Raw genomic sequence first — 19,577 nt, forward strand, 5'->3', positions numbered from 1 at the left:
GCTCGGCCAGGCTCGTGAGCCGGCCGATGAGCGAGTACCCCGGGACTCATCGCGCTGCGGTACATCAGCGCCGACGTCCGCGTAGGGCCGGTCCCCACCCTCCTGGGGACCGGCCCTACGACGTCCTCCCCAGCGTGCTCCCCGTCGCGACAGGAGTCAAGCGGCTATTGACGGTCGTCACACGTTCGCTCACGCGAGGTCGAGCGTCAGCGTCCTGCCCCACTCGTGCCGGGCGGCCTCCACGAAGCCGATGCGGTCGTAGAACGCGATCGCGCCCTCGTTGCGGCTGTCCACCCCGAGGTACAGGCCCGGCACCCCCCGCGCGCGCAGGGCGGTCGCAAGCGTCTCGACCAGCCGGCGCCCGAGCCCTTGCCCCTGGACCCGGGGCAGCAGGTCGATGTGCATGTGCGCGGGGAACCGGTCGAACAGTGCCGGGTCGCCGCCCGACGAGTCGTGGATCCGCGCCACGAGCACGTGGTCCTCGGTGCCGTCGTGCGGGTCCTCCCGCAGCGGGTAGCGCGCGCGCAGGGGCGGCCACCAGGCGCGCTCGAGCCAGTGCTCGAACCCCGCCGTGTCGGCCGTCGCGACGATGTATCCCGCCGGTCCGAGCTCGTCCACCACGACGAAGGTGAGCGTCGGGTCCGCGGTCGGGTACGGGCCGAGGTAGACGTGGCCCAGCAGGTCCTCGTCGCGGTACAGGGCCGTCGCGTCGCTGCCCGCATCCCCCGTCAGGAGGCAGATCCGGTAGAGCGCCGGGAGGTCGGACGGGTGGAACGGGCGGATGAGGGGGCGTGCGGCAGGCATGGGATCGACCATCTCATGCGTTCCTCACGATCCAGGTTCCAGGATCGGCTCGGACATGCCGATGTCTACGGGGTGACGCTCATCGCCGAGACCACCCCAGACCTGCTGCACCAGGTGTTCCTCGTCGCCGTCGGCCGGTGCGACGACGACGGGAATCCCCTGGGCCCGCTCTACAGCGTGCTGAGCAGCGCCACCTCCTTCCGCGCGAGCATCGTGGTCCCGACGCCCGAGGAGGCGTTCGCCCTCGCGCGCGAGCAGGTCGCCGCCCAGCCGGACCCCGAGGCGTGGGAGATCGTCAGCCTCCTGCACTGACCAGCGCGGCGGTCCTGATCAGCGCAGCGGCCGGAAGAACGTCCGCAGGTCCTCGACGAGCAGGTCCGGCGCCTCCAGCGCGGCGAAGTGGCCGCCCCGCTCGTGCTCGGTCCAGTGCACCAGCCGGTGCTCGCGCTGGTCGACGTGCCGGATCGCCGGGTCGGTGGGGAACAGCGCGTGCCCGAAGGGGACCACGTCCGGGCCGCGCTCGGGCACGGTCGCCACGCGGTTCTCGTAGTACAGGTGGGCCGACGTCGGCCCCGTGCCGGTGACCCACAGAAGCGTCGCCAGGTCGAGCAGGTGGTCCCGACCCACCGCGTGGGCCGGGTCCGGCACGGCGGGGTCGGTCCAGTCGTGGAACTTGTCCACGATCCACGCCAGCTGGGCGACGGGCGAGTCGGCCAAGGCGTACCCGATGGTGTGCGGCCGGGTGGACTGCAGCGCGGCGTACCCGGTGTCCGTGACCCGGCGGTGCTGCGCCCAGACCAGGCGCTCGGCCTCGGCGGCCGTCAGCGACGCCGGGTCCACCTGCGGGACGTCCAGGTTGCCGTGCACGTGGACCCCGACCACGTGCTGCGGCGCGACCCGACCGAGCTCCGGCGACACGACGGACCCCGTGTCCCCGCCCGCGGCGCCGTACCGGTCGTAGCCGAGCGACGCCATGAGGGCCGCCCAGGCGCGCGCGACCCGGCGATGGTCCCAGCCCTCGCCGGACAGCGGGGCCGACCAGCCGACGCCGGGCAGGTGCGGGACGACCACGTGGAAGGCGTCCGGCCCGGCCGCGGTCAGCGGTCCCAGCAGGTCGACGTACTCGAGCACCGAGCCCGGCCAGCCGTGCGTCAGGACCAGGGGGAGGGCGTCCGGCCGCGCGGACCGGGCGTGCAGCGCGTGGATCGTCTGACCGTCGAGCTGCGTCCGGACCTGGTCCACCGTGTCGAGGCGCGCCTGCACGCGGTGCCAGTCGTACCCGTCGACCCAGTGCCCCACGAGGTCCCGCAGGTAGGCGACGGGCACGCCGCGCGCCCACCCGGCGGACTCGAGCGTCAGCGGCCAGCGCGTCCTGCACAGCCGGTCCCGCAGGTCGCGGAGGTCCTCGTCGGGCACCGCGGCGGCGAACGGCTCCGCCGTCACTCCGACCCGGACTTCTCCGGCCAGTACGCCCACTCCTCGAACAGCTCCGCCCGACCGTCACCGTCGAACCGCAGCACCCACAGGTCGCGGTACTCCTGCGGCTCGCCGCCGCCGTACTGCACCTCGACCCGGACCACGGCGTCGGGCCCCTCGGCGGCGATCACGCTCGCCGTCATGGTGAACGGCGTCGGGTCCACCCAGAACCCCCGGATCGCGTCGAGCCCGACGAGCGGCTCCGCGTACGGGGAGCGCAGGTAGCGGGCACCCTCGGCGAACAACCCCTCCACCGCGGACACGTCCTGCGCCCGCCACGCCTGCTCGTACCGCTCGACCCAGCCCATGACCGCGTCCCGGTCCATCGCCGCCTCCTTCGCTCGCGTGGGGGAAGTCTGCTCCCGACCACCGACAGCGGTCACTGCACGCGCGGCGACGCCTCCCCGCGGCGCAGCACCGACAGCTCGACGCGCGAGCGAAGCTGGTCGGTCGGCAGGACGTGGGCGAGGTCGGCGAGCACCTCGTCGCACGCGGTGACGACCTCGGCGAGGTCGACGTCCGGGTCGACGGTGGCCCGCAGGCGCACCACGCGCTCCCCCCGGTCGGCCAGCACGGCACCTCGGGCGGACCGGATCACCGGGACGTCGGCCAGCACGTCGGCGGCCGTGTCCACGGCCGGCCGCGGGTCCACCACGAGCCGCCCGGCGTGCTCGCCCGGCGGCAGGCGCAGCGACCCCACGGATCGCCGGGGCAGGTGCGCGAGCAGCCACCACAGCCCGATCACCACGAGCGCACCACCGACCAGGCCGGTCAGCAGCGCGGCGTTCGGGTCCCCCGTCACCCGGCCGGTGTCGACCCCGATCCGGCCGGGGACGTCGGGCCACAGCGACTCCAGGAAGCCGGTCCGCCACCCCACGGCCGCCACCCCGAGCGCGACGAGGACGAGGCCCAGGAGCAGGACGACCACCCGGTCGAACGCGAGGATCGCACGACTCATCGCCCGTCACCCCCCACGGCCAGACCCGCCGTGACCCGGCCGGCCACCTTGACCGACAGCGGCTGCGCCAGCGGTGCCAGACGCTCGGTCACGGCCGCGCGCACCGCGTCGGCGACGTCGTCGCCCGGGAGCGTGGTGACGGTGACGGTCACGGATCGCCGGGTGGCCGACGCGCGCGCGGACAGCACGCGGTCGACGTCCTCGGCAGCCGACGCGGCGAGCCGGGCGGCGTCGCGCAGGCTGAGGGTGGTGCCGGTCGACGACCTGACATCCAGGCGGGTGCGGACCCGGCGCCCCAGGGCGACCGCGACGAGCCACAGCCCCAGCAGGGCGGCGACGACGCCCACCACGACGACGGCGGTCGTCGGCGTGACGCCGTCCGCGCGGTCCACCAGGGGAGGCAGCCACAGGTCGCCCGAGACGCGCCCGGCGAGGACGAGCGCGTCCCGGAGCACCAGCACCCCGAGCGCCACGAGCGCGACGGCGAGCACGATGCTCACCCAGGCGACCCGCCCGGCGCGGGTCGCCGGCGCAGCGGGCGGGAAACCGCGCGGGGGGTCGACGTGGGTCATTGCACCCTCGCAGCGGGTCGGGCCGACGACGGACGGACGACCTCGCGCACCGCGACGCTGACGTGGGCGAGGTCCTGACCCGCGAGGCGCCTGAGCTCGCGGTGCAGCGCGGCCTGGACGCCGCTGCTGACCTGCGCGGCCGACGCCGGCCACGTGATCGCCACCTCCACCTCGACCCGCGCCCGGGTACCCGCCCGCTGCCAGCGCACGCGCGGGTAGCCGCGGCCGAGCGTGCGCCCGACGTTCCCGGCTGAGTCCTCCTCGGCCGCCACACCCGGGACCTCCAGGGTCACCTGGCGGGCGATGCGGGTCAGGGCGCGGTCGGCGATGGTGAGCCCGCCGCGGGGCTCACCCACGGCCGCGGCCGGCGGCCAGGCCGGGGATGTCGATCCGGCCGTCGACCGCGAGGCCCACGACCACTCCGACCGCCCCGAGCACCAGGGCGAGGACGAACATGCTGAACCCGCCGACGGCGGCGACCAGGGCGAGCAGCAGGCCGGCGAACAGCCCGATGGCGACAGATGACACGGTGGCTCCTCAGATGGTGTCGATGTCCTCGACGTGGACGCGGACGGGCATCGGGGCGATCGCGGAGACCGCCCGCTGGATCCGTGCCGCCGTCCGGGGTACGGGCTCGGCACCGGTGACCACGACGTGCACCTCGGTGCCCTCGTCATCGAGCCGGACCCCGGTGACGCGACGGCCGGGCAGATAGGTGCCGACCTCGCCGAACCGCCCGCCGTGCAACCGCACGACGCCCGGGACGGCGAGCACGGTGGCGGCGACGACCTCGGCGCGGCTCGGCGGCTCGTCGGGCCTCGTCACTGGACCCGGTGCTCCGGCGGGGGAGCCGGCTGGGCGTCTTCCTGCGGCAGGTGGACGTCGTTGACCGTCACGTTCACCTCGACCACGTGCAGACCCGTCATCCGCTCCACCGCACTGATGACGTTGCGACGGATCCCGTCGGCGAGGTCGGCGATCGAGACGCCGTACTCCGCCACCAGGTCGAGGTCCACGGCGGCCTCCGTCTCGCCCACCTCGACCGAGACGCCCTGCGAGTGATTGGTGCGGGCGCCCGGGATGCGCTCCCGCAGGTTGCCGATCGCACGCGCGGCCCCGCCGCCGAGGGAGTGCACGCCGGTGACCTCGCTCGCCGCGATCCCGGCGATCTTGCTGACCACCGTGTCGGCGATCGTGGTGCTGCCCTCGGGCGTGACGAGCGCGCTCTGCCGGGTCCGGGCGGCAGGCGCTGTGACGGTCGTGGACGACTCGCTCATGGTGACCTCTCTCGACGCTGACGTGCACGGTGGATGGCGGTTCTGTGGTGCGTCACGGGCGCTGGATGTGACGTGCGTCACCTCTGCCAGCATGCTCTCCTTCGCGCATCGCCGCACCTCACGGGCTCCGGCGCCGCACGGCACGACCGGACACGCAGGTCAGGCCCACCCGACAGGCCCGACGTGGGAGAGACTGGTCGGTGTGACCGACCTGCTCTCCTCCCCGCGCCCGGTGGGCGAGCCGGGACTCGTCGATCACCGGCCCGACTGGTCGTGGCTCCCCGACCCCGACGACGCCCCCACCGCCTCGGGTCTGGCCCGTGCGCGCGACGAGGCGGAACGGCTGCTCGCCGACCACGGCGTCACGTACGGCGCGGACCAGGAGGACGGCGAGCACCTCTGGCACCTGGACCCGCTGCCCGTCATCGTCGACGAGCCCGAGTGGGCGCGCCTGGACGCGGCGCTGGTCCAGCGGGCCGAGCTGCTCGACGCGATCCTGCAGGACGCCTACGGCCACCGGCTCCTGCTGACCGACAAGCTGCTGCCCCCCACCGTCGTGCTCGGCCACCCGGGATTCGTGCGGGCGGTCGACGGCCTGCGCCTGCCGGGCGGGCGGGAGCTGGTGCTCACCGCGACGGACCTCGTGCGCGACGTGACCGGGGCCTGGTGCGCGGTCGCGGACCGGACGCAGGCGCCGTCGGGCGTCGGGTACGCCATGGAGGACCGACGCGTGGTGTCGCAGGTCCTGTCCGGGGTGTACCGGCAGGCGTCCATCCAGCGCCTGGGGCCGTTCTTCCGCGCGCTGCGCGTCGCCCTGCGCGACGTCGCACCGGGCGACGCGGAGCAGCCGCGCGTCGTCCTGCTGACGTCCGGACCGGGCAGCGAGACCGCGTTCGACCAGGCCTACCTCGCCTCGATGCTCGGCCTCCCGCTGGTCGAGGGCTCGGACCTGCTCGTGCGCGAGGGCCGCGTCTGGATGCGAGGCGTCGAGGGCCTCGAGCCGGTGGACGTCGTGCTGCGCCGCCTCGACGCCGAGTGGTGCGACCCGCTCGACCTGCGCCAGGGCTCGCGCCTCGGCGTGCCGGGGCTCGTGCGGGCCGTGCGCGCCGGCACGGTGAGCGTCGTCAACCCGCTGGGCAGCTCGGTGCTGGAGAACCCGGCCGTGCTGACCTACCTGCCGAGGCTGGCCAACGCGGTGCTCGGGCAGGACCTCGCGCTGGCCTCGGCGCCCACCTGGTGGTGCGGTGAGCCGCGGTCGCTGCAGCACGTGCTGGCCAACCTGGAGCGGCTGGCCGTCCTGCCGACCGTCCGGGGCACCCGCGTCGGGACGATCCTGGGCTGGACGCTGAGCCACCGCGAGCGCGAGCAGCTGGCCGCGCGGATCAGCGCCGAGCCGTGGCTGTGGGTCGGGCAGGAACCGGTGGGCCCGGTCGGGCCGACGGTCGACGGGACGCCCGTGGGCGTCGGCAGCGACCTGCCGTCCGCGGAGGGTATCGGGCCGGCCGACCTCGGGCCCCGCGCCGCGGTGCTGCGGACCTACGCCGTCGCGCACCGCGGCTCGTACACCGTCATGGCCGGCGGGCTGGCGCGCGTCGCCCCGGGCCACGTGGTCTCGTCGGCGCTGGGTGCCGCGGCCAAGGACGTGTGGGTGCTGTCCAGCCAGCCCGACGCGCCCGTCGAGCCGTGGGTGCCGTCCGACGAGTCGTCGGCGGGCGAGTCCCCCACGCCGCGCCGCCCCGCGACCGGCATCTCGCCACGCACCGCCGAGAACCTCTACTGGATGGGCCGCTACGCCGAGCGGGCCGAGGACGCCAGCCGCGTGCTGCGCGTCGTCGTCGACCGCTGGGACGACTTCCACCAGCGCCCGGCCTCCGCGGGCGGCCGTGCGCTCGACGTGCTCATCGCCTCGCTGACCCCCACGGAGCAGTCGCCGCCGTCGTTCCGGGACCTGGTGCTCGACCCGCAGACCGCCGGGACGGTCGCGCGGTCGGTCCGCCGCCTGGCCACCTCCGCCGCCGCGGTGCGCGACCAGCTCTCCACCGACACGTTCGGCCCCCTCGCCCGGATCGAGCGCGCGCTGCGCGACGAGCGGAACAAGACCCGCGGCCGCGTGCCGGACCGGGATCTGCTCGACCTCGGCGTGGCCGGCGGCAACACGGTGACGGCAGGCCTGCGTCCCGCGCTCGACAAGGTGCTCGAGGGCCTGCTCGCGATCGCCGGGATCGCCGCCGAGGGCCTGGTGCGGGACGTCGGCTGGCAGTTCCTGGACGCGGGTCGCCGCATCGAGCGCGCTCAGCACCTGGTGGAGACGCTGCTCGCCACCGTCGTGCAGCGCCGACCCGCGGACGTCGAGTCGGTCGTGCGCGAGTCCGTGCTGCTGGCGCACGAGTCGCTGATCACGTACCGCCGGCGCAACCAGACCGGCGCGGGCGTCGCCGAGATGCTCGACCTGCTGCTGCTCGACGGCAGCAACCCCCGCTCGCTGGCCTACCAGCTGGACCGGCTGCGTGAGTCGCTGGCCCTCGTCCCGCTCGCCGGCCGCGCGCCCGACCAGCGCGACCACCTGCTGTCCGACGTCGCCGACCTGCTCGCCGAGGTGGACCCGGTGGCCATCGCCGGCGCGGTCACCGAGGACGGGCGACGCGCTCGCCTGGAGGAGACCCTGGAGTCGATGCGGTGGCGCCTGCAGGCGGCGGCCGACGAGATCGAGCGCGTGCACTTCGTCCGGCTGGCTCCGAGCCAGGCGCTCGAGGACCCCTGGGACGCCCGGGACGGTGGTGGCGAGTGAGCCGCACCTACGACCTGGTCCACCGCACCACGTACTCGTACGCGCACACGGTCACCGACTCCTACGGCCGCACCACGATGACGCCCCGGGACGTGCCCGGCCAGGCGTGCGTGGCGTCCACGATCGAGATCGAGCCGGCCCCGGCGGACACGGCCGCGCACGTCGACTACTTCGGCAACCGCACCACGTACTTCGGGGTCACGACACCGCACACCCGGCTGGTCGTGACCGCGCGCTCCACCGTCGAGGTCACCCGGCCCGCACCCGACCCCGCGGCGCTGCCGACGGTCTCCTGGCAGGAGGTCGCACGCCGGGTCGCCGCCGGGGAGGTCGGCCGGCTCGACCCGGGCCTGGTCGACCTGCGTGAGGCGCTGCTGCCGTCGCCGCACGTCACCTTCGTCGACGAGGTCCGCACGTGGGCCGCCCCGACGTTCGAGTCCGACCGCCCCGTCGTCGAGGTGCTCGTCGAGCTCGCGCACCGGATCCGCACGGAGCTGGCCTACCGCTCGGGCTCCACCACGGTGCACACCACCCAGGCGCAGCTGCTCGCGCAGAAGGCCGGGGTCTGCCAGGACTTCGCGCACCTGATGATCGCGGCTCTGCGGCTGCACGGGCTGCCCGCGCGGTACTCCAGCGGCTACATCGAGACCCGCCCGCCGGCGGGCCGCGCCAAGCTGCGCGGAGCGGACGCGTCCCACGCCTGGGTGTCCGCCTGGGTGCCGGGCGCGGGCTGGGTCGAGGTCGACCCGACCAACGACCAGCTCGTCGACGAGCGCTACGTGCTGCTCGGCTGGGGTCGCGACTACGACGACGTGCCGCCGCTGCGGGGCGTCATCTTCACCGAGGGGTCCGGCTCGCGGCTCACGGTGTCGGTGGACCTGGTGCCCAGCGGCACCGACCCGTTCATCTAGCGGCGCGCGGTCGCCCGGTCCTGCAGCTCCTCGGGCGGCACGACGAACCCGCCGCTGTCCACCACGGTCCCGCCGACGGCCCGCCACAGGGCCGCCGCGACGCGCGCGACCGACGGCTGGACCCGCGCCCGGGCGATGAGGTGCAGCTGCGACGGCTGCTCGACGTGCAGCTCCTCCGGCTCCGGCGGCTGCCAGCTGACCCGGTACGACCACGGTCCGTAGGCCCGCCAGTCCAGCCGCAGCAGCGCCGCGGGGACCTCCGCCGAGCGGCCGGTGCGGACGGTGATCGCGCCGTCGTACTCGAACGTGGCGGTCACGGAGAACGTCAGCCCGTCCGCCGCCTGCTGCGGCACCTCGGTCGGGCCGACACGCGCCCCGCTCATGGCCGGCCGCACCAGCGGGAGCGCGTCCTGGGCGGACAGCGGCTGCGCCGACCAGAGCGTCAGGTCCACCGCGGCGCCGGGGTCGGGGACCACCACCCGGGCACGGTCGGCGGTGACGACGCTGCCTCCCGCACGCCGCGCCGCCGCCGTCATCCAGGCCAGCGCCAGGTCGGGCGCGTGCGACTCCGCGGGCACCAGCGCGTACAGGTCCACCTGCCCCGCGGGGCCGCCGGGCACCGGTCCTTCCAGCGACGTGGAACCGTCGAGCCGCAGCAGGCCGGGTGCCGGGTCGGCCGCCTCGGCGGCGATGCCGCGGAACCGGGCACCGGTCATCGGCCGGGACCGGGCCGCCGCCTCACCGGCGCTCACCGGTTCCCGCGCCCAGGCGGCGTCCGGGAACCACGCGGCGGCCAGGTCGAGCGGGTCGGTGCCCCCCGGGAGCACGAGGACGTGCAGGCCGTCGAGCTCCCGGGGCAGATCCACGCTGGGCACACTCATGCCGCAGGACCGTACACACCTTGTGAGTCGCGCAGATGTCGTTTCGGCGAGTCGTCCGCACGCGCGTCGTCCACAGGTTCCGGCGTGCTGCACACGGCTGTGGACACAACCTGTGGACAACTCCCGTCGCGTCAGGCGCGGACGTCGTGGAGGTGGTGCACCACGTCGTGCAGGAAGTACTGCCCGAGGGTCAGCACGGTGAACCGGGACCCGTTCGAGCGCCGCCCCGGTCGCTCCCACTGGTCGTCGGCCACCGAGTCGAACCGGTCGGCCGTGGCCCGGGCCGCCTCGGCCAGCTCGTCCGCCACCACCGACGGGTCCTGCAGGTCGTACCTGTCCTCGAGCGCGGTGGCGTCCTGGTCCCAGTTGTCGAACAGCGGGTCGTCCTGCGTCAGCATCAGGTCCAGGCGGGCACCGAAGATCCGGATCCCGTCCCGCACGTGGGCGCCGTACTCGAGCGTCGACCACGTGGTGGGCTCCGGCCGGTCACGGGCGTCGGGGCGCTGGAGGGCCGCCACCCACCGCGGCGTCGCCTCCCGGAGCGTCGCGCCGACGTCGGGGCCCGCCACGTCCACGGCCGTGTGACCGCAGTCCGGGCACTGCTGCGACAGCACCCACGTCCAGTCCTTGGTGTCGGGCGGGATCTGCTCGTTCGTCGTCATCCTGGCACGCTAGACGACACGTCCTCGGCCTCACTGCCAGGAGGCGTCGATCTCCCGCCAGTCGCCTGGCGCCGCCCCGCGCGCCGCGACTGGGCGAAGTTCCCCTCCGATCCTCGCCCAGCCGCCGTCACGTGTACATGCGGACCGTAGGGCGCCACCCGTTGCAGGAGGGTTGCAGCGTTGTCGTTCTGCGGGTGGGACGCCTCTACGCGCGCGGCGGGGCTCCGAGCCTGCGGCCCAGCAGGTCCAGGCGGCCCACGGCGCGCACGTGGACCGGGGAGCCCTTCGGCGCCAGCCAGGCCAGCCGCTCCCACGCCTGCCAGTCCTCGGCACCGGCGTCGGAGGCCAGCCAGCGGCTGACGACCTCCGGCAGGGGGCTCGCCAGCACGGCACCGCGCACGTCGGCCGCGAGCTCGTCGCGGATCCGCTCGACGCCGGGCGCCACGGACCGCGCCAGGACGGGGGCGCAGTAGGCGGTGAGCGCGGCATCCACGTCGCCCGTGTCGAGCATCGCGTGGACCATGTCGACGTCGGTGCGCAGCGGGGCGGTCAGCCGGTACGGGCGCGACTCGCTCAGCAGGGGGCCGACCAGCCGACGCAGGCGGGAGACCTCGGCACGCACGGTGACGTCCGACAGCTCGTGCTCGCTGAGCAGGACGGCGAGCTCGTCGGCGCTCAGGCCTGCGGGGTGCCGCGACAGGAGCAGGAGCAGCTCGGCGTGGCGCAGGCTCAGCCGCACCGTGGCGCCGCCCAGGTGCAGCGTCGGTGCGCCCAGCACGCGCAGGCGTGCGGTGGCCGTGCCGCCGAGCACGACGACCGGGTGCTGCTCGGTCGGTGCCGCCGCGGCGCGCGCGAGCTCCGCCTCGACGGCGGCCACGGTGGCGCGCACGAGGGACATCACCAGGCCGGACGCCACCATGGGGCCGCCCGTCACGTCGAGCACCCCGAGCACCTGGCCGCTCGGTGCGTGCACCGGGACGGCGGAGCAGCTCCACGGGTGGATCTTCACGGCGTAGTGCTCGCTGCCGACCACCTGCACCGGCCGGTTCGTGGTCAGGGCCGTGCCGAGCGCGTTGGTCCCGGCACAGTCCTCGCGCCACACGGCGCCCTCGACGAACCCGACGCCCTCGACCCGGCTGCGCACCTGGGGGTCGCCCTCGACCCAGAGCATCCGGCCGACGTCGTCGGTGAGCGCGGTGACCCACCCGGCATCGGCTCCCGGGCGCACGAGCAGCTCGCGGATCACCGGCATCGCCGCCGCCAGCGCGAGGGCGCGACGGTAGCCGGACAGCGCGTTGCCGGACATGTCCACGGGCGCGTTCTGCACGTCGGGGTCGACGCCGCTGCGCCGGCTACGCCGCCACGACTCGGCGACGAGCGTCCGCACCGCGCGGCTGGGGACCTGGCCGGTGGTGACGAACAGCTCGTGGGCAGCACGCACCCGGGCGGCATCCACGGTCTCGCTCATCCGGCTCCTCCAGATCGGGCCCTGCACTAGCACGCCGGCCAGGGCCTGCGCCAGCGAGTCTACGAACCCCGGGCTCCGGAGACCCCCCAAATCGGACATGTGTTCCGCAGGATCGCGCGGAGGTGACCCTCCACACTCGGCCGTCGGCCCATTTTGATGACACTCCGTGCGATCATGTCACCATGCCCAAGATCATCGGCGGGTCCCTGCACGAGCACCGCGAGCAGACGCGCCAGAAGCTCTTCGGGGCGCTCGCGGCCCTCATGGCCGAGCAGGGGTTCGACGCCATCACCCTCGCGGAGATCGCGAACGCGGCCGGCGTGGGACGGACCGCCGTCTACAACCACTTCCCCGACAAGGAGTCCCTCCTGCTGGGGTTCATCACGCACGAGACCGAGCAGTACGCGACCACGCTGCAGCGCGCGCTGGACGACATCGACGACCCGACCGAGCAGCTGCGGACCTACGTCCGCCAGCAGGCCACCCTGACCCGCGTCTACCACCTGGCCCCCGGCCCCGAGCTGCGCTCGGTCCTGTCCCGCGGCACCCAGCAGCGCGTCCGCGAGCACGTCGTGGTGGTCGAGCAGATCCTGCGCCGGATCCTCGCCGCCGGCATCGAGTCCGGCGCCTTCCCTCCCCAGGACCTGGACGTCACCGTCCCCCTGGTCAACGCGTGCCTGTCCGGCCGCGGCGTGCCTGCCGACGGCCCCGAGCGCGAGCGCGCGATCCTGCAGACCGAGACGTTCGTGCTCCGCGCGGTCGGCGCCACCGCCTCCGTGCCCCAGCTCGCGTCGGCCTGACCCGGTGGCGAAGCGCGCCCGCGGTGGCACTCCCCCCGCCCATCACGGCAGCCACCCGGTCGGTCGGCGGCCCCGGACGCGGCCTCCCGTGCGGCGGTCCACGGACCTCGAGCTGACGTTCCTGCCTGGCCTGGCCGACGTGCTCGCCGACGAGGCGGCCGGGATCCTCATGCTCGATGGCAGCCCGACGCCGGTGCCCGGCCGCGAGGACGCCCTCGACGTGGCGCACTGGGGTCCGCTGGAGGCGGTGCTCGACCTGCGCACGGCCGTCGCGGCCTTCCTCGTCCTGCACTTCGACGTCCCCCGGCCCAAGTCGCTGACCAGCGGCGACCATCTCCAGCGCATCGTCGACGCGATGTACGCCTCGTTACGGGTCGGCAGCTCCTCGAGCTTCCGGTTCGAGGCCGCGGGCAGCGACTCCGCCGTGTTCGGGCGGCTGGCCGACCTGCTCGCCGAGGCCACCGGGCTGCGGTACGACGAGGCCGCCGGGGAGCTCGTCCTGCGTGTGCGCCGGGGCGTGCGGCCCGGACCGTCCGGTGATCCTGGCTGGGACGTCCTGGTCCGCGTCGGGTCCCGCCCGCTGTCCGCGCGGCGCTGGCGCGTCGCCGACTACCCGGGTGCGGTCAACGCGACGATCGCCGCGGCGATGGTGCGGCTCGGCGAGGTGCACCCCCAGGACCGGGTCCTCAACCTCATGTGCGGCTCCGGCACGCTCCTGGTCGAGCGCCTCACCGCGGGTCCCGCAGCCGAGGCGGTCGGTGCGGACGTCGCGGACGACGCCCTGTCCGCGTCGTCGGAGAACCTCGGCGCCGCCGCGCTCGACGCGCGGCTGGTGCGCGCGGACTGCGCCGGCCCCGCTCTCGTCGAAGCGGTCGGCACCGGCTGGGACCTGCTCCTGGCCGACCCGCCGTGGGGCACCCTGCACGGCTCGCACGCGACGAACGCCGAGGTCCACGCGGGGATGCTCTGGGCGGCCCACGACGCCGCGGCTCCCGGTGCCCGGTTCGTCGTCCTCACGCACGAGGTCAAGGTGATGGAGCGCTGCCTGCGGGACGCCGACGCCCTGTGGCGGGTCCGCTCGACGACCCGCGTGTTCGCCAAGGGCCACCACCCGCGCATCTACGTCCTCGACCGCACCTGACCGCAGCCTGCCGACCGCCGGCCTAGACCATGAAGTGGTAGAGGTAGCGGAACGGCGCCGACAGCGTGCGGCCGATGACGCGCCACCCCGAGACCTGCTCGGCGCGCGCGTCGACGATCGTGGCGACGACCCAGCACACGATGCCCAGCGTGAGGCAGACCCCGGCCGACGCCGACGCCCACCCGGCCGGCTCGTCGAAGAAGCCCCAGATCGCGACCGGCGCGGCGAGCACCGCGAAGCCCAGGCCCGCCAGCCCCCACCGCGCGGCGCGCTCGTCGTGCTTCTTCTTCCTCTTCCTGCTCATGACCCTCCGTCGTCCGGTGCCGCCGCGAAGTCGTGTTCACTTGGCGGGTGACCGACGCATCCTCCCGCCTCCCCCGTGTCCGCGCCTCGGAACTTGCCGGGCGTGGCTGGCTGAACACCGGGGGCAAGACCCTCACGCTCGCGGACCTGCGCGGCAAGATCGTCATCCTCGACTTCTGGACGTTCTGCTGCATCAACTGCCTGCACGTCCTGGACGAGCTGCGCGAGCTCGAGGAGCAGCACCGCGACGTCCTGGTCATCGTCGGCGTGCACTCCCCGAAGTTCGTGCACGAGGCCGACCCGGTGGCGCTGGCGGCCGCCGTCGAGCGGTACGAGGTGCACCACCCGGTGCTCGACGACCCCCAGCTGGTCACGTGGTCGGCGTACACGGCACGCGCGTGGCCGACGCTGGTCGTCATCGACCCCGAGGGCTACGTGGTGGCGCAGATGGCCGGCGAGGGCCACCAGCGCAACGTCGAGATCCTGGTCGGCGAGCTGGTCGCGGAGCACGAGGCCAAGGGCACGCTGCACCGCGGCGACGGACCGTACGTCCCGCCCGCGCCGCGCGAGGGCACGCTCCGGTTCCCCGCCAAGGCGGTCGCCCTGCCGGACGGCCACCTGCTGGTCGCGGACGCCGGGCACCACGGGCTGGCCGAGCTCGAGGCCGACGGAGAGACCCTGGTGCGGCGCATCGGCTCGGGCGAGCGCGGGCTGGTCGACGGGGGTCCCGACGAGGCACGGTTCAGCGAGCCCAACGGGTTGTGCCTGGTCCCCGACGAGCTGCGCCCCGTGCTCGGGTACGACGTGCTCGTCGCCGACACGGTCAACCACGCGCTGCGTGGCGTCCGGCTCGCCGACGGCACGGTGACCACCGTGGCCGGCACCGGCGAGCAGTACATGGTCGGCGCCTCGGACAACGTCCGCGCCGACCCCGCGCACGGACCGGTGTCCCCGGCGCGGCGCCAGAAGCTGTCCTCCCCGTGGGACGTCACCTGGTCGCAGCCGCTGGGCGCCTTCGTCGTGGCCATGGCCGGCAACCACACGCTGTGGGTGTTCGACGCGGTGCAGGGCTCGATCCAGCTGCTCGGCGGCACCATGAACGAGGGGCTGCTCGACGGACCGCTCGACGACGCCTGGTTCGCGCAGCCGTCCGGCCTCGCGGTCGCGGCCGACGAGACGATCTGGCTGGCCGACTCCGAGACGTCGGCGCTGCGTCGGGTGGACCCCGTGGACCGCACCGTGCACACCGTCGTCGGTGAGGGGCTGTTCGACTTCGGCCACCGCGACGGGGCCGCCGACCAGGCTCGCCTGCAGCACCCCCTCGGGGTCGCCGTCCTGCCCGACGGCTCGGTGGTGGTCGCCGACACGTACAACGGTGCCGTCCGCCGGTACGCCGACGGCGAGGTGAGCACCCTCGCCACCGGCCTGGCCGAGCCGAGCGGGATCGTCGTGCTCGACGGGCCCACGCTGCTGGTGGTGGAGTCGGCCGCCCACCGGCTCACCCGGATCGCGCTGCCCGCGACCCTGGTGGGCGAGATCCTCGACTCCGGAAGCCACCGCACCCAGCGCCCGGTGACCGAGCTGTCGCCCGGCACGGTCCGGCTCGACGTGGTCTTCACCCCGGCGGCGGGACAGAAGTACGACGACCGGTACGGCCCGTCGACCCGCCTGCAGGTCTCCTCGACCCCTCCCGGGCTGCTGCTGGAGGGCGCCGGCGACGACGTGCCCCTCGACCGCGTGCTGCGCCTCGACCCCTCGGTCCCGGAGGGCGTCCTGCACGTGACCGCGCACGCGGCCAGCTGCGATGCCGACCCCGCCATCGAGTACCCGGCCTGCCACCTCAACGCCCAGGACTGGGGCGTGCCGGTCCGGCTGGTCGAGGGCGCACCGGCCACGCTGACCCTGCCGCTGCACGGCTGAGGGGCGCCGAACGGGGGCTCAGCGCGCCCCGAGGACCGCCACGGCGGCGAGCGCGTCGAGCGAGGTGGCGACGATCTCCCCCGTGGCGGCCGTCGCGGACATGCCGACCTCCACCTGCCACAGCCCGTGGATGACGACGGCCGTCGACGACTCGACGCCCAGCTCGGCGGGGCTGCCCCCGCGCGCGACGGCGGCGGGCGGGTCGTCGGCGCTGCGCCGGGTGAGCACGGCCCACGCCGAACCGCCCAGCGTCTCCGTGGCCGCGGCCGCGAACGCGCACAGGCGTGGGACGACACCGGACTGCGCGGCCACGATCGCGGCGGTACCGGCGACGAGCACCCGTTCCGCGGTCACCGCGGGGTCGGCCGCAGCCGGCGCCGCCGCGCGCAGCGTGCGCGCCCGGGCCCGCTTGGCCTTGTACTGCGCGGTGTCGGCCTGGCGGAACAGGTGCCGCGCGGACACCGACCCCGTGACCGCGGTGGAAGCGATCCCGTAGGAGATGGCGGCGCCGTGGGGCAGGGGGAACTCGGCGATGGTCGCGGCCATGACCTCCGCCACCTCGGCGCGCCGACGGCCGACGGTGACCAGGCAGAACTCGTCGCCGCCGATGCGTGCCGCGGTCGACCCCGGCAGCGCGGCCGACGCCCGGCTCAGGACGTCCGCGACCGAGCGCAGCAGGTCGTCGCCGGTGTCGTGGCCGAGCTCGTCGTTGACCCGCTTGAGGCCGTCGACGTCGCACATGACGATGCAGGTCTCGTAGCCGGAGTCGAGCGCGGCCTCCGCCTCGGCGTCGGCGATGCGGCGGTTGGCCAGGCCCGTCAGGGGGTCGTCCGCGACGAGGTGGCGGACCTGCGCCTCGAGGTCCACACGCGCGATCGCACCGGCGGCGAGCGCCGCGAGCACCTCCGCGCGCGCGACGTCGTCGATCCGGAACGGCGGACCGGGGCGTGAGCGGACGGCATGGATCTGCCCCCAGACGCTGCCGTTGACCACCACCGGCGAGGCCAGCGCACTGACGGAGTCCAGCTCGCGCAGGGTCTCGACCTCCACCGGGTCGCCCGCGTCGGGGTCCCCCGGCGCCGTCGGCTCGTCGTGGACGGTGCGGGCGTGCGCCACCCAGCTGGCGCGGTCGCGGATCAGGGTCCGCAGGGCGGGCCGGTCGTCCGCACGATAGGACGCGCGGACCAGCCACACCACGCGCGGATCGACCGGCGCCGGCTCGATCACGACGGTGCGCAGCGTGTCCTGCTGGATGCGGCCGAACGTGACGTGCCGTGCGCCCAGGACCTCGAGCGCGACCGAGGCGGCGACCTGCGCGACCTCGTCGATCGAGCGGCAGCGGTCCAGGCGGTGGGCTGCCATGGCGAGCGCGCGCACGCCGAGGGTGGCCGCGGCGGACCTGCTGTCCGCGCGCGCACCCTCGGCTGCCGTGCCGCGACGCGTCACGGTGCCATCATCGACCCTCGGTCCGTCCTGGAGCGACGCAGACGGATGAGAGGTGCGTGAGATCACCCGTCTGGGTTGGGGCAACCGGGCGTCCGCCGGCGCACTCGGGTGTATCGGCATCATCGGACGTGCGCGGCGCCGAGCTCGGCGAACACGTCCGCGTTGAGGCGGAACGCGTAGCGCGCCTCCTCGACCACGGCCACGCGCTGCTCGTCGTCGAGGGGGATGGCGTCCAGACGCTCGCGGTAGACGTCCTTGAACGGCTTGAGCTTGTGGATCTGCGGGAAGTCGTAGAACGAGATGCCGTCCGACGTGAAGCCGTAGTGGCGCTGCAGCATGCGCTTGATGATCTGTCCGCCGGACAGGTCACCGAGGTAGCGGGTGTACGCGTGGGCGGCGTACCGGGGCAGCGAGTCCCCGGTCTGCACGAGCCGGTCGACGTAGACCTGCGTGGCGGGCAGGACCCGGATCCGCGTCCGCCAGCCGGGGCCGTACAGGTGCGCGAGGTCCTGCTCGATGGCGGGCACCCGCGTGAGCTCGGCGAAGACCAGGCCGCCGTCGTCCTCGAGCCGGGCGCCGGCAGCCTCGAGCGCGGTGTAGACCGCCAGCTGCTGGGCCGCCAGGTCGGCGTACGCGGCACGGTCCAGGCCGCCGCTCATGAGCTGCTCGACGAACCCGGAGCTCTCGGCCGTCTCGTGCTCGCCGCGCGTCCCCTCCCGCAGAGCGACGGAGAGCGGGACGACCTGCGGAACGGCGATGGCGGTCACGGGACTCCCTGGGTGCTGACGAGATGTCACGAAACCATAGCGGAGGTTAGGTGCGCCTACCCTGCGGTGCGGACGGGGGCGTCAGGCGCTGGCGCGGATGGTGCCGACCACGCGCACCCGCACGTCCACCCCGTCGACGGCCCCGGGCAGGTCCGGGCCGGGTTCGTGGGACATGTTCACCTGGAGCTGGTACCCGTCGGCGGACCGGGCGATGCCGATGCCGCGCACGTCGGAGCGGCCCTTCAACCTGGTGCGCAGGTGCTCTTTCGCTGCCCTGGCCTGCTCGAGGTCCGCCACGTGTCCCGCTTCCCGCCGGCCGACGGCCGCGAGGAGCCGGTCTCAGACCAGCGTGACCCCGAGAGCGTCCAGGACGGCATCGATGGGGTTGATGTACGTCAACCCGGTGCCATTGTCGCCCCCCGACTCCGAGCCTGCAAAGAGCAGTCCCAGCGCGACCCCGTCCTCGCGGTACACGAGGGCCCCGGAGTCGCCTCCGCGGGAGAACGGGCCGCTGCCCGTGGACTCGACCTCGATCTGGTTGTCGAACCGGATCTCCCCGAGCTCCTCGCCGTACCCGACCACCACGTCGTCCAGCTCGATCGCCGTCACGCGCCCACGCGTGACGGACGTGGTGCGGCCGATCTTGGCGACCTCCTCGCCGCCGAGCGCCACGGCCGTGGTGGTGATGCGCCCCACCGGGTAGCGCGGGTCCACCTCCTGGTCGTCCAGCAGCGCGATCGCGCAGTCGACGGTCGCGTCCCGCTCCGCGTCCAGGTCCACCCGGGCGGCGAGCGTGCCGACCCGGTCGCGCGGGGCCTGGCCGCCGTCCGCCGGGCCGGGCTGCACGATCACGTCGCCGACCCTCGCCCGCGGCGACCCGGACAGCACGTGGTAGTTGGACAGCGCGTGGACGACCCCGTCCTTGTGCACGAACGCACCCAGCGTCCCGGCGGTGACGTCCACGTGGGCGATCGAGATCCCGGGGCGCAGCGGGCGCGTGCGGCCGGTCTCGCCCAACGCACGCGCGGTGACGACCGGCGGGCGCGGGCGCACCTTCGACGGGTCGTCGGCCAGCGTCCGGATCCGGCCCGTACGGCGCACGTCGACGTCCTGCCCCACCTCGGCGACGAGCTTGCGCGCGACGCTGCGGACCGAGGGCAGGCCCAGGCGGTATCGGACCGCGAGCACGTACGACCCGTCCGGCTGCGGCGCCAGACCGATGGCCAGCGCCGGCTCCCCACCGGTGACCTCGGACGGCCGCACCAGCTGCGCGGTGAGCTCACGGGCGTAGTCGATCGCCTGCGCCTTGGTCTCGCGTGCCTTGCGGTGGTCCATGGGGCTCCCCTGGGTCGGACGTCCGGAACCCCGGAGCGGTGCAAGTCTGCCGCCCGGCGCCCACACGC

General features: G+C 74.6%; 23 protein-coding genes. 6 read left to right on the forward strand and 17 right to left on the reverse strand.

The features are described 5' to 3' along the window. Window positions 1-189 precede the first annotated feature (189 nt). Window positions 190-804, reverse strand: coding sequence for a GNAT family N-acetyltransferase (locus KG102_RS17080; RefSeq protein ID WP_208213104.1), 615 nt, complete (start codon window positions 802-804; stop codon window positions 190-192). Window positions 805-876: 72 nt separating this feature from the next. Here KG102_RS17080 and KG102_RS17085 point away from each other — a divergent pair, with 72 nt between their 5' ends. Continuing rightward, entirely contained in the window at window positions 877-1,116 is a 240-nt protein-coding gene (locus KG102_RS17085; RefSeq protein WP_208213105.1) for a hypothetical protein, read from the forward strand. An 18-nt stretch (window positions 1,117-1,134) separates the two neighbouring features. Here KG102_RS17085 and KG102_RS17090 read toward each other — a convergent pair whose 3' ends face one another. From KG102_RS17090 to KG102_RS17125, 8 genes are read right to left on the reverse strand one after another with little or no spacing between them, the layout of a single operon-like run. Next, window positions 1,135-2,247 (reverse strand): epoxide hydrolase family protein, encoded by a 1,113-nt coding sequence (locus KG102_RS17090; RefSeq protein WP_208290278.1) that lies wholly within the window; start codon window positions 2,245-2,247, stop codon window positions 1,135-1,137. Continuing rightward, window positions 2,244-2,606 carry an AtzH-like domain-containing protein gene (locus tag KG102_RS17095; RefSeq protein WP_208213107.1) on the reverse strand — a complete coding sequence of 121 codons (363 nt, stop codon included), beginning with the start codon at window positions 2,604-2,606 and terminating at the stop codon, window positions 2,244-2,246. The genes KG102_RS17090 and KG102_RS17095 overlap by 4 nt, the downstream gene beginning before the upstream one ends. 53 nt (window positions 2,607-2,659) lie before the next feature. Continuing rightward, a complete protein-coding gene (locus KG102_RS17100; RefSeq protein WP_208213108.1) occupies window positions 2,660-3,238 on the reverse strand; it encodes a hypothetical protein in 579 nt (192 codons plus the stop codon). Further along, the gene (locus tag KG102_RS17105) at window positions 3,235-3,810 is read right to left on the reverse strand and encodes a DUF6286 domain-containing protein (protein WP_208213109.1); all 576 of its coding nucleotides are present in this window, start codon (window positions 3,808-3,810) and stop codon (window positions 3,235-3,237) included. The genes KG102_RS17100 and KG102_RS17105 overlap by 4 nt, the downstream gene beginning before the upstream one ends. Beyond that, window positions 3,807-4,166: an Asp23/Gls24 family envelope stress response protein gene (locus tag KG102_RS17110; RefSeq protein ID WP_208213110.1), complete on the reverse strand. Its 360-nt coding sequence runs from the start codon at window positions 4,164-4,166 to the stop codon at window positions 3,807-3,809. The genes KG102_RS17105 and KG102_RS17110 overlap by 4 nt, the downstream gene beginning before the upstream one ends. After that, window positions 4,159-4,338 carry a hypothetical protein gene (locus KG102_RS17115; RefSeq protein WP_208213111.1) on the reverse strand — a complete coding sequence of 60 codons (180 nt, stop codon included), beginning with the start codon at window positions 4,336-4,338 and terminating at the stop codon, window positions 4,159-4,161. The genes KG102_RS17110 and KG102_RS17115 overlap by 8 nt, the downstream gene beginning before the upstream one ends. Before the next feature lie 9 nt (window positions 4,339-4,347). Beyond that, on the reverse strand, window positions 4,348-4,635 hold the full coding sequence (locus KG102_RS17120; RefSeq protein WP_208213112.1) for an Asp23/Gls24 family envelope stress response protein: 288 nt from the start codon (window positions 4,633-4,635) through the stop codon (window positions 4,348-4,350). Continuing rightward, window positions 4,632-5,087, reverse strand: a complete 456-nt coding sequence (locus KG102_RS17125) for an Asp23/Gls24 family envelope stress response protein (protein WP_208213113.1) — start codon at window positions 5,085-5,087, stop codon at window positions 4,632-4,634. The genes KG102_RS17120 and KG102_RS17125 overlap by 4 nt, the downstream gene beginning before the upstream one ends. A gap of 202 nt (window positions 5,088-5,289) precedes the next feature. Here KG102_RS17125 and KG102_RS17130 point away from each other — a divergent pair, with 202 nt between their 5' ends. Together KG102_RS17130 and KG102_RS17135 are read left to right on the forward strand one after the other, a co-directional pair. After that, the gene (locus KG102_RS17130) at window positions 5,290-7,875 is read left to right on the forward strand and encodes a circularly permuted type 2 ATP-grasp protein (protein WP_208213114.1); all 2,586 of its coding nucleotides are present in this window, start codon (window positions 5,290-5,292) and stop codon (window positions 7,873-7,875) included. After that, window positions 7,872-8,786 (forward strand): transglutaminase family protein, encoded by a 915-nt coding sequence (locus KG102_RS17135; RefSeq protein ID WP_208290277.1) that lies wholly within the window; start codon window positions 7,872-7,874, stop codon window positions 8,784-8,786. The genes KG102_RS17130 and KG102_RS17135 overlap by 4 nt, the downstream gene beginning before the upstream one ends. Here KG102_RS17135 and KG102_RS17140 read toward each other — a convergent pair. From KG102_RS17140 to KG102_RS17150, 3 genes are all read right to left on the reverse strand, one after another. After that, window positions 8,783-9,667: a hypothetical protein gene (locus tag KG102_RS17140; protein ID WP_208213116.1), complete on the reverse strand. Its 885-nt coding sequence runs from the start codon at window positions 9,665-9,667 to the stop codon at window positions 8,783-8,785. The two genes, KG102_RS17135 and KG102_RS17140, sit on opposite strands and share 4 nt — an antisense overlap. A gap of 131 nt (window positions 9,668-9,798) precedes the next feature. Next, window positions 9,799-10,329, reverse strand: coding sequence for a DinB family protein (locus KG102_RS17145; RefSeq protein WP_208290276.1), 531 nt, complete (start codon window positions 10,327-10,329; stop codon window positions 9,799-9,801). 205 nt (window positions 10,330-10,534) lie between these two features. Further along, on the reverse strand, window positions 10,535-11,797 hold the full coding sequence (locus KG102_RS17150) for a sigma-54-dependent transcriptional regulator family protein (RefSeq protein ID WP_208290275.1): 1,263 nt from the start codon (window positions 11,795-11,797) through the stop codon (window positions 10,535-10,537). Window positions 11,798-11,979: 182 nt separating this feature from the next. On the opposite strand from KG102_RS17150, the gene KG102_RS17155 reads away from it, so the two are divergent. Together KG102_RS17155 and KG102_RS17160 are read left to right on the forward strand one after the other, a co-directional pair. Then, the gene (locus KG102_RS17155; protein WP_208213119.1) at window positions 11,980-12,597 is read left to right on the forward strand and encodes a TetR/AcrR family transcriptional regulator; all 618 of its coding nucleotides are present in this window, start codon (window positions 11,980-11,982) and stop codon (window positions 12,595-12,597) included. Between the two features lie 88 nt (window positions 12,598-12,685). Next, window positions 12,686-13,738 (forward strand): methyltransferase, encoded by a 1,053-nt coding sequence (locus tag KG102_RS17160; protein ID WP_249667380.1) that lies wholly within the window; start codon window positions 12,686-12,688, stop codon window positions 13,736-13,738. A 22-nt stretch (window positions 13,739-13,760) separates the two neighbouring features. Here KG102_RS17160 and KG102_RS17165 read toward each other — a convergent pair whose 3' ends face one another. Beyond that, entirely contained in the window at window positions 13,761-14,042 is a 282-nt protein-coding gene (locus tag KG102_RS17165; protein WP_208290274.1) for a hypothetical protein, read from the reverse strand. A gap of 47 nt (window positions 14,043-14,089) precedes the next feature. Here KG102_RS17165 and KG102_RS17170 point away from each other — a divergent pair, with 47 nt between their 5' ends. Beyond that, on the forward strand, window positions 14,090-15,961 hold the full coding sequence (locus KG102_RS17170; protein ID WP_208290273.1) for an NHL domain-containing thioredoxin family protein: 1,872 nt from the start codon (window positions 14,090-14,092) through the stop codon (window positions 15,959-15,961). Between the two features lie 18 nt (window positions 15,962-15,979). Here KG102_RS17170 and KG102_RS17175 read toward each other — a convergent pair whose 3' ends face one another. From KG102_RS17175 to KG102_RS17190, 4 genes are all read right to left on the reverse strand, one after another. Continuing rightward, window positions 15,980-17,407 carry a GGDEF domain-containing protein gene (locus KG102_RS17175; protein ID WP_249667381.1) on the reverse strand — a complete coding sequence of 476 codons (1,428 nt, stop codon included), beginning with the start codon at window positions 17,405-17,407 and terminating at the stop codon, window positions 15,980-15,982. 119 nt (window positions 17,408-17,526) lie between these two features. Beyond that, a complete protein-coding gene (locus KG102_RS17180; protein WP_208290272.1) occupies window positions 17,527-18,174 on the reverse strand; it encodes a biliverdin-producing heme oxygenase in 648 nt (215 codons plus the stop codon). A gap of 81 nt (window positions 18,175-18,255) precedes the next feature. Next, window positions 18,256-18,471, reverse strand: a complete 216-nt coding sequence (locus KG102_RS17185; protein WP_208213123.1) for a hypothetical protein — start codon at window positions 18,469-18,471, stop codon at window positions 18,256-18,258. A gap of 42 nt (window positions 18,472-18,513) precedes the next feature. Continuing rightward, window positions 18,514-19,509 carry a chymotrypsin family serine protease gene (locus KG102_RS17190; protein ID WP_208290271.1) on the reverse strand — a complete coding sequence of 332 codons (996 nt, stop codon included), beginning with the start codon at window positions 19,507-19,509 and terminating at the stop codon, window positions 18,514-18,516. Window positions 19,510-19,577: the final 68 nt, after the last annotated feature.

The sequence above is a fragment of the Cellulomonas fengjieae genome (assembly GCF_018388465.1).
In the GTDB taxonomy this organism is placed as follows: domain Bacteria; phylum Actinomycetota; class Actinomycetes; order Actinomycetales; family Cellulomonadaceae; genus Cellulomonas; species Cellulomonas fengjieae.

Excerpts from the sequence above, each read along its gene's own strand:
- KG102_RS17095 (WP_208213107.1), bottom strand. The coding sequence starts at position 2,606 with ATGGACCGGGACGCGGTCATGGGCTGGGTCGAGCGGTACGAGCAGGCG.
- KG102_RS17100 (WP_208213108.1), bottom strand. The coding sequence starts at position 3,238 with ATGAGTCGTGCGATCCTCGCGTTCGACCGGGTGGTCGTCCTGCTCCTG.
- KG102_RS17190 (WP_208290271.1), bottom strand. The coding sequence starts at position 19,509 with ATGGACCACCGCAAGGCACGCGAGACCAAGGCGCAGGCGATCGACTAC.
- KG102_RS17155 (WP_208213119.1), top strand. The coding sequence starts at position 11,980 with ATGCCCAAGATCATCGGCGGGTCCCTGCACGAGCACCGCGAGCAGACG.
- KG102_RS17165 (WP_208290274.1), bottom strand. The coding sequence starts at position 14,042 with ATGAGCAGGAAGAGGAAGAAGAAGCACGACGAGCGCGCCGCGCGGTGG.
- KG102_RS17105 (WP_208213109.1), bottom strand. The coding sequence starts at position 3,810 with ATGACCCACGTCGACCCCCCGCGCGGTTTCCCGCCCGCTGCGCCGGCG.
- KG102_RS17150 (WP_208290275.1), bottom strand. The coding sequence starts at position 11,797 with ATGAGCGAGACCGTGGATGCCGCCCGGGTGCGTGCTGCCCACGAGCTG.
- KG102_RS17125 (WP_208213113.1), bottom strand. The coding sequence starts at position 5,087 with ATGAGCGAGTCGTCCACGACCGTCACAGCGCCTGCCGCCCGGACCCGG.
- KG102_RS17140 (WP_208213116.1), bottom strand. The coding sequence starts at position 9,667 with ATGAGTGTGCCCAGCGTGGATCTGCCCCGGGAGCTCGACGGCCTGCAC.
- KG102_RS17080 (WP_208213104.1), bottom strand. The coding sequence starts at position 804 with ATGCCTGCCGCACGCCCCCTCATCCGCCCGTTCCACCCGTCCGACCTC.
- KG102_RS17145 (WP_208290276.1), bottom strand. The coding sequence starts at position 10,329 with ATGACGACGAACGAGCAGATCCCGCCCGACACCAAGGACTGGACGTGG.